The sequence below is a fragment of the Candidatus Palauibacter sp. genome (assembly GCF_965213655.1).
In the GTDB taxonomy this organism is placed as follows: domain Bacteria; phylum Gemmatimonadota; class Gemmatimonadetes; order Palauibacterales; family Palauibacteraceae; genus Palauibacter.
In genome coordinates, this window is the sequence record NZ_CBDBZT010000003.1 from 1881219 (window position 1) to 1893797 (window position 12579).

General features: G+C 69.2%; 9 protein-coding genes. 4 read left to right on the forward strand and 5 right to left on the reverse strand.

Features of this window, described 5'->3' with window-relative positions; translation table 11 throughout:
- Nucleotides 1-60 precede the first annotated feature (60 nt).
- Genes ACOOGH_RS10490 through ACOOGH_RS10500 form a run of 3 tightly spaced genes read right to left on the reverse strand, consistent with a single transcriptional unit; the run spans nt 61 to nt 4263 of the window.
- Nucleotides 61-1635 (reverse strand): VTT domain-containing protein, encoded by a 1575-nt coding sequence (locus ACOOGH_RS10490; protein WP_420448861.1) that lies wholly within the window; start codon nt 1633-1635, stop codon nt 61-63.
- Nucleotides 1632-2867, reverse strand: a complete 1236-nt coding sequence (locus ACOOGH_RS10495) for a P1 family peptidase (RefSeq protein ID WP_420448862.1) — start codon at nt 2865-2867, stop codon at nt 1632-1634. Before ACOOGH_RS10495 ends, ACOOGH_RS10490 begins: the two co-directional genes overlap by 4 nt.
- Before the next feature lie 46 nt (nt 2868-2913).
- Complete coding sequence (locus tag ACOOGH_RS10500; protein ID WP_420448863.1) at nt 2914-4263, reverse strand: hypothetical protein; 1350 nt, start codon at nt 4261-4263, stop codon at nt 2914-2916.
- 221 nt (nt 4264-4484) lie between these two features.
- Between ACOOGH_RS10500 and ACOOGH_RS10505 the strand changes: the two genes are divergently transcribed.
- The 4 genes from ACOOGH_RS10505 (at nt 4485) to ACOOGH_RS10520 (ending at nt 10195) form a co-directional block, all read left to right on the forward strand.
- A complete protein-coding gene (locus tag ACOOGH_RS10505; protein WP_420448864.1) occupies nt 4485-6203 on the forward strand; it encodes a GMC oxidoreductase in 1719 nt (572 codons plus the stop codon).
- Nucleotides 6203-6955: a gluconate 2-dehydrogenase subunit 3 family protein gene (locus tag ACOOGH_RS10510; RefSeq protein ID WP_420448865.1), complete on the forward strand. Its 753-nt coding sequence runs from the start codon at nt 6203-6205 to the stop codon at nt 6953-6955. Before ACOOGH_RS10505 ends, ACOOGH_RS10510 begins: the two co-directional genes overlap by 1 nt.
- 66 nt (nt 6956-7021) lie before the next feature.
- Entirely contained in the window at nt 7022-8380 is a 1359-nt protein-coding gene (locus ACOOGH_RS10515) for a Gfo/Idh/MocA family protein (protein ID WP_420448866.1), read from the forward strand.
- Between the two features lie 51 nt (nt 8381-8431).
- Entirely contained in the window at nt 8432-10195 is a 1764-nt protein-coding gene (locus ACOOGH_RS10520; RefSeq protein WP_420448867.1) for a sodium:solute symporter family protein, read from the forward strand.
- Nucleotides 10196-10232: 37 nt separating this feature from the next.
- On the opposite strand, the gene ACOOGH_RS10525 is transcribed toward ACOOGH_RS10520, so the two are convergent.
- Both ACOOGH_RS10525 and ACOOGH_RS10530 read right to left on the reverse strand, forming a co-directional pair.
- The gene (locus ACOOGH_RS10525) at nt 10233-11099 is read right to left on the reverse strand and encodes a hypothetical protein (RefSeq protein ID WP_420448868.1); all 867 of its coding nucleotides are present in this window, start codon (nt 11097-11099) and stop codon (nt 10233-10235) included.
- On the reverse strand, nt 11069-12478 hold the full coding sequence (locus tag ACOOGH_RS10530) for a Gfo/Idh/MocA family protein (protein WP_420448869.1): 1410 nt from the start codon (nt 12476-12478) through the stop codon (nt 11069-11071). Before ACOOGH_RS10530 ends, ACOOGH_RS10525 begins: the two co-directional genes overlap by 31 nt.
- Nucleotides 12479-12579: the final 101 nt, after the last annotated feature.

Sequence of the window (12579 nt, forward strand, 5' to 3'; positions counted from 1 at the left end):
GGGGACGGATTCCCCGGGCCCCGCGGCGCAGAATGCCGCGGGGCCCGCGCCATCACCGGATCACGACGCGTCGGGAGCGTCCTCCACCTCGGCCAGAGCCTTCTGCAGTTCGCGCCGGGCCACGCGGGTAACGAGCACGACCACGGCGGCCGTCGCGGCGAGCCCCGCCACGAGCAGCCCGGTCTGCCCCCAGCTGGCGGCCCCTCCCGAGGCCTCCGCGACCTCCGCGCTGGCCGCCCCGATGTAGACGTAGAGCACCGTGCCCGGGAGCATGCCGACGAGCGAGGCCGCCACGTACTGGTAGAAGGTCACGCCGGTGAGGCCGTAGAAGTAGTTCTGCGCGTTGAACGGGAACACGGGGGAGAGGCGGGTCAGAAAGACGATGCGCCACCCCTGGGTTTCCACCGCGCGGTCGATCGCCTGCAGCGCGGGACGGTTGCTGAGCAGTCTCTCTACGCGGTCGCGCATCACGTAGCGGGCGACGACGAATGCGAGCGCAGCACCGGCGTTTGCGGCGATGAACACGGTGAGAGTCCCCAGCCCGAGCCCGAATGTGAGGCCCGCCGCGAAGGTCAGCGCCGAACCCGGAACGAAGAGCACGACGGCCAGGGCATACACGAGTCCGTAGAAGAAGGGGCCCAGCCACCCGAGTCCGCCCGCGGTCTCCCGAAGCCAGGTGACCATCCGCGCCCCGAGGCCCAGACCCTCCTCCGACTCCTGGAGCGACAGTAGCGAGGCCGTCACGAGCCTCGGCGCATCCGCATCCCCGGCCGAAGTCGAGAGGACTTCGACCGTGTTCAGCGACCAGTCGTAGTCGGCGAACTCGAACGCGATCCCGGGATCCGCTTCGATGGCGGCCCGCACCTCTTCACCGGCGTAGGGCGCGATGAAGGCGGGGATCGACTCCGCCCGCGGCTCCCAGCCAGCCTCGGTGAAGTCGGAGCCGTACCAATCGAAGTAGCGCGAGAGCCGGAGCTTGCCGCCCTCCAGCGACACGTTGTCGCGATCCGTGAGGAAAGCCCGGGATCGTTCCTCGAGTTGGGCCTCGAGTGCGGGTCCCGTATACGCCCAGCCCGGAAGCGGCGCGCAGGAGAGCGAGGCGCAGTTGACCACAAAATGGATGCGCGGATCGCGGAAGAAGGGGCGCAGGACGTTGTGTTCGATGTTGTCGAGCGTCAGCGCGTGGCCGCCCACCGTCCACTCGAGTTCCGTCCACACGCCGTCGATCTCCCGGATCGAGGCGACGCCGGGGTGATCGAGAATGGCCTTCACCGTGAGCGCGTTGTACGCGTTGATGAGGAGGGCCATCAGTTCATCGCGTTCGAGAGCGCCGAGATCGGCTTCGGCCAGGCGGTCGGTGTAGGCGTCCAGATCCGCGCGATGCCGATCCATGTAGGCGTAGTCGGCCAGCCCGTCGGCGGTGCCCTCGCGCAGCAATCGGTCCCAGTCGGAGTGGTCGAAGCTCCCCGTCCCCCTGCCCAGCGAGCGTTCCACAGCCTCGGCGATAGCCCCGGTCGCCTGCTCGGCCGCCGGCGCCGCGCACCCCGCCGATCCCGGTATGAGCGCGCCCAGGAGCAGCCCGGCCCACATGGCGGCCGAACCCCGTCTTCCGTTTGCCTTCAGTGCGGGAATCACTGTGGTCTCTCCAGTCGATTGTGCGCCGCGAGGATGCGCTGCACCTCGGCGTGCGGAAGCCCCGGGACCATGTTCCCGTCGCGCCCCACCATGGTGCGGCCCGCCACCATCGCGTTCGTGATCGCCTCCTCCGTGGCCTGGGCCGTCGCGAGCAGGAGCGGCGAAATTGCGTCGTTCGACATCATCTCCACAGTCGTGTTCTCTCCCCGGCTCCACGCCCCGCTGTTCGCCGTCGAGAAGGCGATGAAGATGTCCCCGGAGCTGTTCGCCCCGTAGCCCCCCATGCGCCCGATTCCGATCGGCGCCCGGCGCGCGAGCCGCTTGAGCTGGTGCGGCAGCAGCGGAGCGTCCGTCGCGACGACGACGATGATCGAACCGAGACCGTCGAAGTCGGACGCGTCGCCGGCGCCGCCAACATCAGCCGGGCCGCCGGAGCCGGCGGGCGGGGTCCAGTCGAGGAGTTCCCGCCCCACCGGCACACCCGCGATCAGCAGTTCCGGCCGACGCCCGTAGTTGCACTGCACGAGCACGCCTACGGTGTAATCCCCCACGAGCCGCGATGAGGTTCCGATCCCGCCCTTGAAGGAGTTGCAGACCATGCCCGTTCCGCCGCCGACCGATCCCTCGGTGACGGGGCCCGGGGCGGCGCTCTCGATCGCCGCGAACACGTGTTCCTTCGCCACGTGGAACCCGTTGATATCGTTGAGCCGTCCGTCCCAGGTCTCCGCCACGAGGGGCAGGCTCCACCAGATGCCGGGCGCGATGGGGTGGTTCGCCTCCGCGTCCCGCGACCACTCGATGGTCGCCTGGTGCACGTCCCCCACGCTGTGCGTGTTGGTGATCATCACCGGGCCCTCGAGGAAACCCGACTCCTCGACCCAGGTCGTCCCCGTCATCTCACCGTTGCCGTTGAGAGAGTACCAGCCGGCGAAGACCGGTTCGTAACTCTCCGTGCGGGGGAGCACGGCGGTGACCCCCGTGCGCACGGGCCCCTCGCCGACGACGAGCGCCCCTTCCCCTTCGATGATCGTCGCGTGCCCGACACGGACGCCAGCCACATCGGTGATCGCGTTCAGGGTTCCGGGCAGTCCCGGGAAGGGAATCCCGAGATCGCGCGCCCTGGGAGGGGCCTGGGCGCCGAGTTGGCCGGCGGCCAGCACTCCTGCTGCGATGGCCAGCGTCAGCGCACGTGCGCGCCGCCCGGCCGATCCCGTTCGTGGCAAGAAGGACATCGACACCTCCACGTGAGGGACTGTGTGATCCGAACCTGTTCCTACGCTATCTGAACGTGCCCTGGAGCCCCAGCGTCCACAGAACGTGCGGCCTCAAGCCGGCAGCCCGGACCGGGAGCAGCGCGTTCGTGACGAGGATCATGTCTTTTCCGAGCATGTACTTGAGCCCCACGGCAAGATCAATGAAATGGCGGGCGGCGTCCGGGATCGACGACGACTCGACCGTCAGAGTCGGACGGCCGACGAAGGTGACCGGCCCCGGCATCGGATACTCCGCATCGGCCAGTTCCCAGCGCGTGATGAGATCCGCACCCACCGTGACGGCGTCCGAGGCGCGGGCGTCGAATCCCACCGTCCCGAGCACCGCGTCCCGGTCGAAGTTGCTGTCGCGCAGGTTGCCCTCGCGCAGGAGATAGCCCGCGTTCAGATGGGGCGAGAACCACCCCTGATTGAGGGAGAGGATCGCCAGCGCGCGACCCCGGCCTTCGCCGAGTCCCAGCAGGTCCTCCTCCTGTCCCGTCGGGAAGGTGACGTCCGCCAGGAGCGCCATCCCCACGGGCGGCGGCGCACGGCCGACCGTCGTGCCGCCCGTCAGATTGATCTTCATCCGGGCGGAGACGTCACCGATTCCCGTCGCCGACCCGCTCACGGAGTTGCTCGCCTGCAGAACAGGGGCCTCGGCCGTGCCGTCGAAGCGGTGCGCGAGCGCATTTCCGAGCGACAGGATCTGGGCGTTCGCCGTCCCCCTCAGGCTCGTCCGCACGACCGGCACGGCGAATCCCACATCGAGGAAGGATGTGAGGCCGGCGCTCAGAACCGCGGTGGCGACGGTGTAGTCGAGGTCGAGGTTCGTCCGCACCTGGAGCACGTCGCGTTCGAAGAAGGGGAGCCCAAGCCCGGGGTCCGGCCCGAGGGCCACATCCGAATCCTCGTGGAAGAAGTTGAGGACGAGGTTGTCCGCGGGCACGCCGCTGAAGTTCGTGACCTGGAACGCAGTCGCCTGGAGGCCGAGGAAAAAACGCCCCATGCCGAGCGTTTCGGCGCGCTCCGAGAACACGGGCCCGAACGACGCGCTTCGCTCTCCGTTCGACCAGATGCGCCCCCCGGCCATGGCGGTCGGCGGCAGGCTGCCGACGACGCTGCCAATCCCTTCCTGGAAGGAGAGGATGAGGGCGTCGTTCCGGGGTACGACGTCACGCAGGTAGTGCCGGCCGTGTTCCGTCTGGAGATTCCCGGTCTCCTCGAAGTCCGGATCGAAACAGAGAGGCACGCCGCACTGGCCGAACACGAACAGCTCCGACACGAGGTCGGTGAGCGACTGTGCCGCGGCCGGCCGGCCGTTCACCGCCATCAGCGCCAGTGTGGCCATGAGCCCCGTGACGGCTCGTCTGTGCATCTCGCCTCCCCTCAAGTTTCGCTTCCGGTGGCGCTGAAGGTTCGCGCGCTGGTCGGGCGCGGCAAGCCGACCCGTTGACCTTCGGCGCCCTCCGCGCCCATCCTCGGCCCATGCTTTCATCACACCCGCGTCACACAACAACCGGCTCGGCACCCGCGTTACGCCGGCGCAGCCAGGACACCCACGACGTCATTATCGTCGGCTCCGGAGCGGGAGGCGGGATGGCCGCCTACGTGCTCGCCTGTCATGGCGTCCGCGTGCTGCTCCTCGAGGCAGGCCGGGACTACGATCCGGTGTCCGAGACCCCGATGTTCCAGACCCCCGCCGACGCCCCGCTGCGGGCCGCCGGGACCGCCGACAAGCCGTTCGGCTTCTACGACGCGACCGTCGACGGCGGCTGGCGCGTTCCCGGAGAACCCTACACGAGCGCCGAGGGCGTCAACTTCATGTGGTGGCGCTCGCGCATGCTCGGGGGCCGGACGAACCACTGGGGCCGGATCTCCCTCCGCATGGGCCCGTACGACTTCAAGCCCAGGAGCCGGGACGGGCTGGGCTTCGACTGGCCGATGTCTTACGAGGATCTCGCCCCCTGGTACGACCGCACCGAAGCTTTCGCCGGCATCTACGGGTCCAACGAGGGGCTTGAGAACACGCCGGATTCCTCCGACGGGATCCTCCAGCCGGCGCCCGCGCCGCGCGCCTATGAACTGCTGGCGAAGAAGACGTGCGACGGCCTCGGGATCCCGGTCATCCCCGCGCACCTGGCGATCCTTACGCAGCCCCAGGATGCGGACCGCCTGTCGAGGATGCTGTGGCCGAACAACGAGACGGCCCGCCGGGTCACCTACGACTCGATGAGGTCGCGCGCGGCCTGCTACTGGGCCACTCCGTGCGGGCGCGGCTGCTCGATCAAGGCGAACTTTCAGTCCACCACCGTCTGTCTGCCGCCGGCGCAGGCGACCGGCAACCTCACGACGATCACCGACGCCATGGTGCGCGAGGTGACGATCGACGCGCGGGGGCGGGCGAACGGGGTCCACTACATCGACAAGACGGCGCGCGCCGACCGCCATGCCTCGGCGCCCGTCGTCGTGCTCGCCGCCAGCGCCTGCGAGTCCGCGCGCATCCTCCTCAACTCGCGCAGTTCTCTCTTCCCTGACGGCCTCGCCAACGGGAGCGGGCTGGTCGGCAAGTATGTGATGGATACCGTGGGCGCGGGCGTCTCGGGCCAGATCCCCGCGCTCGAGCACCTGCCGCGCCACGCCGAAGAGGGGGCTTCGGCGATGCACATGTACATGCCCTGGTGGCTCTACGGGGAGCAGGCGGCGGGACGCCTCGACTTCGCCCGCGGCTACCACATCGAATTCGGCGGAGGCCAGCGGATGCCGGGCTACGGCGCCTTCAGCGGCATCGAGCCGCTTACCGAAGGCGCGTACGGGCAGCGCTTCAAGGAGGAGTGCCGCCGCTACTACGGCACATTCATGAACTTCGATGGCCGCGGGGAGATGATCCCCAACGAGGACTGCTACTGCGAGATCGATCCCGAGGTCGTCGATCAGTGGGGCATCCCCGTCCTCAGGTTCCACTGGAAGTGGTCCGACCACGAACTCAACCAGGCCCGGCACATGCAGCAGACGTTCGCCGGGATCATCGAGGAGATGGGCGGACGCGTGCTTTCCACGGTTCAGACGGACGGCGCACGCGCGATCCTGGCGCCGGGCCAGATCATCCATGAAGTCGGCGGCGTCCGCATGGGCGACCGGCCGGACAACTCCGTGCTCAACCAGTACTGCCAGTCGTGGGAGGTGCCGAACCTGTTCGTGATGGACGGCGGTCCCTTCGTCTCCAACGCGGACAAGAATCCGACGCTCTCCATCATGGCGGTCGCATGGCGCTCATCGGAGTACCTCGTGGACCAACTTCGTCAGGGGGCCCTCTGATGTCCGACCGCGAACGGGAACGCACGCAGCAACCCGAGCGGGAGCGGGTGCGGGAAGGGGACGCGCCGGAGGGACTGACCCGCCGCCGGGCGCTGCAGGTGCTGGCAGCCGGTGCCGCGGGCGCGGCCGCGCTCTCGACGGCGGCGTGTGCCGAGGGGGCCGAACCCGGACCGGCCGGCAGCGGGGACCCGAGCGACCCCACCGAGTTCGAGGGCGCCACGAGCGGCGGCAATCCCCGGGCCGCCGGCACGGCGACCGACCCGGACATGGTGTCGCCCGTCGTCTGGTGGGACCTCGTCCTGACCGAGGACGAACTCGCCACCCTCGCCCCCCTGTGCGACGTCATCATCCCCGAAGACGAGCACTCCCCGGGCGCGGCGGCGCTCGGGGCGCACGCCTTCATCGACGAATGGGTGAGCGCGCCCTACGACGGCAACCGCAACGATCTCGTGCTCGTCCGCGGCGGGCTCGTGTGGCTGGACATCGAATCGAACGAGCGCTTCGGCGGGCGCTTCACCGAGTTGACGCTGGAGCAGAAGCACGCGATCTGCGACGACATCTGCTGGGAGGCGAACGCGGCACCCGAATACCGGGTGGCGGCCCGCTTCTTCGACCGCGTGCGGGACCTCACGTCGACCGCGTTCTGGACCACCGCGGAAGGGATGGCCGACCTCGGCTTCGTCGGCAACCGTCCCATGCCGAGTTTCGATGGACCGCCCCCGGAGGTCCTCGAACGCCTGGGTCTGGCCTAGCCGCCGCCGGCGCGAGACCATGCAGGAGCGTTCTTCCACAGACCGGACTTCGAAGTGAGGCGCACCATGACGTCGAAGACGAACTCTTCCCGATTCTCCCGGCGCGACTTCGTTCGGGCGACGGGCGCGGCCGGCCTCGGCCTGACGATCGTACCTCGCCATGTACTCGGCGGTCCCGGCTACCGGGCTCCCAGCGATACGCTGAACGTGGCGCACATCGGTGTCGGCGGCATGGGCGGCGGCGACGTGCGCGGCATGGCGGGCGTCGGTGAGAATATCTACGCCCTCTGCGACGTGGACGAGCGCCAGGCGGCCGGCTCGTGGAGCGCCTTTCCGCAGGCGAAGCGTTACCGCGACTTCCGCACGATGCTCACCGAGGAGGCCGACAACATCGACGCGGTCGTGATCTCCACCCCGGACCACACGCACACGGCGGCGGGCATGATGTCACTCTCGCTCGGCAAGCCGACCCGCATCCAGAAGCCGCTCGCGACCACGATCTGGGAGGTGCGCCAACTCGTTGCCGCGGCCGAGAAGGCGGGCGTCGCGACGCAGATGGGGAACCAGGGTCATGCCCAGGACGGGACCCGGGAGATCCGCGAGTGGTATGAGGCCGGCGCCATCGGCGAGATCCGGCGCGTGGAGTACTGGACGAACCGCCCCATCTGGCCGCAAGCGATCCTCCGGCCGACGGAGGCGCACCACGCCCCGCCCTGGCTGGAGTGGGACCTGTGGCTCGGACCCGCGGCGGACCGCCCCTATCACCCGGCCTACGCCCCCTTCAACTGGCGCGGCTGGTGGGATTTCGGGACCGGCGCGCTGGGCGACATCGCGTGCCACGCCATGGACGCGGCCTTCTGGACCTTCGACCTCGGCACGCCGGAGCGGATTTCGGCGGAATCGACGACGCTCTTCCCCGAGACCGCCCCCTCGGCTTCGCGCATCGAGTACGACTTCCCCGCCCGCGGGGGCCGGCCGGCCGTGAAGGTGGTGTGGCGCGACGGCAATCTCTCGCCGCCGCGACCGGACGAAGTGCCGGACGACGCGCGCTGGCCCTTCGAGTCGAGCGGGCAGCTCTGGATCGGGACCGACGGCAAGATGTTCGCGGGGATCTACGGCGAGAACCCCCGGCTGCTCGACGCGGCGCGGGACGCCGAGATCCGAGCCGATCCGCCGCCGGAGAAGTACCCGCGCACCGATGGCGTGTACGCGGAGTTCGCCGACGCCTGCAAGGACGGTCCGCCCGCCGGTTCCAACTTCGTCGAACACGCGGGGCCGCTGACGGAGATGGTGCTCCTCGGCAACCTCTCGGTGCGGAGCGGCCGGGAAGTGCGGCTCGATCCGGCGACGGGCGAGATCCTGAACCGCTTCTCGATCCCCGCGCACTACGTGAAGGCCAACTACCGCTCGGACTGGGGGTGGTAGGACCCCGCTGCTCGATGGCGGCCTCACCGCGATGGACGGGTCGGTGATCCCGTGCAACTGAACGGCCTGGACTGGATCGTCCTGGCGGCGTACGGGACGGTGGCGCTCGCCGTCGGGCTCTGGTTCGCCCGCCGTGCGGGCTCCGGCACGAACGAGTTCTTCCTCGCGGGCCGGAAGCTCCCCTGGTGGCTCCTGGGGACGTCGATGGTCGCCACGACGTTCTCCACGGACACGCCCAACCTCGTCACGGACCTCGTCCGCAACGGCGGAGTGAGCCGGAACTGGGGCTGGTGGGCGTTCCTCATCACGGCGATGTGCACGACGTTCTTCTACGCCAAGCTGTGGCGGCGTTCCGGCGTATTCACGGACATCGGCTTCTACGAACTCCGCTATTCGGGGCGGGCGGCGTCCTTCCTGCGGGGCTTCCGGGCCCTCTATCTGGGCGTCTTCTTCAACGTCGTCATCATGGCCACCGTCACGCTCGCCGCCATCAAGATCTCGGGGGTCCTGCTCGGGGCGGACAAGTACACGACGGTGCTCGTCGCCGGGACGGTGGCGGCGCTCTACTCGGCGACCTCCGGCCTCTGGGGCGTGGTCGTCACCGATCTTCTCCTGTTCGCGATCGCCATGATCGGGTCCGTCGCGGCGGCCTCGTACGCGCTCGCGCAGCCGGAGGTTGGGGGTCTGGCGGGACTCGTCACACACCCGGAGATCTCACAGAATCTCTCGCTGCTGCCCGACTTCACGGACTGGCGTACGGCGGCGATGGTGTTCGTCATCCCGATCGCGGTGCAGTGGTGGGCGAGCTGGTATCCTGGCGCTGAGCCGGGCGGGGGCGGGTACGCGGCGCAGCGGATGCTCGCGGCGCGGAACGAACGCGACTCCATGCGCGCCACGCTGTGGTTCAACATCGCGCACTACTCGCTGAGGCCGTGGCCCTGGGTTCTCGTCGCGCTCGCCTCCATCGCCGTCTATCCGACGCTCGACTCGATCGGAGCGGCGTTCCCGAACCTCGATCCGAGCATTCTGGGGCACGACCTCGCCTACCCGGCGATGCTCGTCTTCCTGCCGCACGGTCTGCTCGGACTCGTCGTCGCGTCGCTCGCCGCCGCCTACATGTCGACCATCTCCACGCACCTGAACTGGGGGTCGTCCTATGTCGTCGACGACTTCTATCGCCGATTCGTGGCCCGGGACCGCGACGAAGCCCACTACGTGCGCGTGGCGCGGATCTCGACCGGGCTGCTGATCGTCCTCTCCGCCTGTCTCGCGCTCTTCCTCGACAGCGCGAAGCAGGCGTTCGAACTCATCCTCCTGCTGCACGCGGGGAGCGGACTGATCTTCCTGTTGCGCTGGTTCTGGTGGCGGGTGAACGCGTGGTCGGAGATCTCCGGCATGGCGGCCTCGGCGAGCGTTGCTCTCTGGTTCCCGCTGTTCCACGAGCGCGTGGGGCTCCCGGCGCTGGACCCGGCGGTCAGCCTCCTGCTCGGCGTGGCCGTGACTACGGCCGTGTGGCTCCTCGTGACGTTCCTCACGCAACCCACGGATACCGCGACGCTGCAGGGGTTCTACGACCGCATCCGCCCCTTCGCCCGCGGCTGGCGCCGAGCCGTGAACACGCAGCCGGACGCGCCGGGGGGCCTTGCCGCCGGCCTCGCCGCATGGGGCCTCGGCTGCGTCACCGTGTACGCCGTGCTCTTCGGCACGGGAATGGCCCTGTACGGGAGGCCGGGCGCCGCGGTGGTTTTCGGGGTCGTGGCCGCAGCCGCCGCCGTGGGGCTGTTCCGCGCGCTCCCGAGAGTGGGTTTCGACTGATCCCACCCGGGTGACTCTGCACCCGTGGCTTTCGGTGTCAGGGGTCGATCTCGAGGTGATCCACGAGGAGGATGTGACCCGGCGGGCCCCATCCATCGAGTGAGATGCGATCGATTCCGAGGGGGGCCTCGATAGTGACGCGTTCTGCCCGGAAAGGGGAACGCCCCCTCGGGCTGTACGTTACCTTTTCCGATACCGGCTGTCCTGCAGCGGCGTAGCGCGCATCCGGCGCGTGGACGCGGGCGGTGGCCGGCAGGCGCTCGCCGCCGCTCCACGCGATCACCTCGAAGCTCTCGATGAGATCGGGGCCGAAGAGGGAGAAGGCCACCTTTCGCGGACGCCCCGGAAAATCGAGGCGGATGACACCAACCTCGAGTCCCTGCTCCCCGGCTAGCGGCGAACTCAACGCGTGCGTGGACGCCTTCGGCGGCAGGTAGCTTCGCGCATCCAGGACGTTGGGCTTCGTGGCCCCCGCCGTGTACGACTCGAACGACACGACGAGGCCCTGCTCCCGCCATTCCTCCGCCACGGCTGTATTGGAGACGACGGGCCGGCCATCTCCGTAGCGCTCGAACTCGATGAGCGCGTATTGACCGCTGGCGAAGAGACGGTCCGCGGAGGGCGGCGGGTCGGTCTCTCCGCGGTCTCTGGTCGCGCCCGGGGCGGCGGGTAGCGGTGAAAGGGCCGGGGGCTCGCGAAACGCGCGAGGCTCCGCCGGGCGGGAGGGAGGGACCTCGACGTCCCACCGGAAACGGAAACCGGCGGAGCGCAGCCCGTTCCAGGCGGCCACACCGGCAAACCCGACCACGGTGAGGACGGCCAGGCCGCGCAGGACCCGCAGCGCGAAGGGCGGACGGCGCGTCCGCGCCTTCGTCAGGCCTCGACGACGCCGAGCTGCGGCCATGTCTCCCACCTGCCGCGCGTGAAGTCGGGGAAGTCGACCGGCCGGCTCCGCTCGGCCACGGACTCCTCGCTCACCGCGCACACGGCCGAGAGCGCCGCCGCGTCGTAGACATTCATGTCCGTGGGCAGCCCCTCCCGCAGACACTTGATGAGCCGATAATCCTCAAGGTAGTCCATGCTCCCGTGACCGCGCTCCGCCCCGGCCCCGGCCATCTCGCGCCACAGAGGGTGCTCGAACTCCTGGAGGTAGTCCCCCACCTCGTCCCACCGGTGCCCTTCGCTCCGGCCCTCGATATAGACGCGCTCGGGGTAACCCTGGAAGAGCCCGCGCGTACCCTGGACGAGGTGGATCCGGGAGTAGGGCCGCGGCAGGTTCGTGTCGTGCGAAACGTAGATCGTCCGTCCCATGACGGTCTTGATCAGCGTGACGTTCACGTCGCCGAGCGCGAAGGTCTCCCGCCGTTCGGGCGCGCCCTCGGCAAAGTGCTCGCGCGCGAAATCCTGCAGACCGCGCGAGGGACCGCTCATCGAAACCGCGTAGTCGAAGCGGTCGCCGCGGTTGATGTCCATGCAGTTCGCAATCGGCCCCAGACCATGCGTGGGATAGAGGTTCCCGTTCCTCGTCTTCGAGTGTTCCCGTCGCCACAGCCCCTCGCCGCTGTCGGCGAACTTGATCGCGCGCAGGTCGTGCAGGTATCCGCCCTCGCCGTGCAGGATCTCGCCGAAGAGTCCGAGCCGCACCATGTGGAAGACGAGCATCTCCCAGCGGCCGTAGTTCACGTTCTCCATCATCACGCAGTGCCTGGCCGTGGACTCGGCGGTCTCCACGAGGCGCCAGCAGTCCTCCATCGTGTAGGCCGCAGGGACCTCCGTTGCCGCGTGCTTCCCGTGCTCCATGGCGGCCACGCAGACGGGCACATGCCACCGCCACGGCGTGGCCGTGTAGACCAGAGCGATATCCTCCGCCTCGCACATGCGGATGAAGTCCGTCTCTCCGCGCGTGTAGAGCGTCGGCTCCGGCCCCCCGGCTTCGAGCACCCAGTCGCGGGCACGCTCGGCGTGCTCGGGCCGGATGTCGCAGAGTGCCGTGAGTTCCACCCCCTCCATGCCGAGGAGGTTGCGGACATGGACCGAACCCATGCCGCCGATCCCCACGAAACCGATCCGCACCGTCTCGATCGGCGGGGCCGAGAACAGCGCCTCGGGCGCCGGATCGCCGCTCCCTGGCTGCGCCGATCCACTGCCGATCTCGGTTCCGCGGCAGCCGCCGAGGACGGCCGCCCCCGCCCCCAGTGCCCCCAGCTTGAGCAGCGTCCGTCGGTCAACGCCCGCAGGCATCGCTTCACCGGCATCGTTCGATTCGCGCTTCGTCGGTTCCATCTCCACCATCCATCTCGGTGATCCCGGGTTTGCCCCGGCCGGATTTGCCCCGGGCTGCCGGACGTGACATATGGAATCCAACTTCGGAGAGGTGGGGAGCG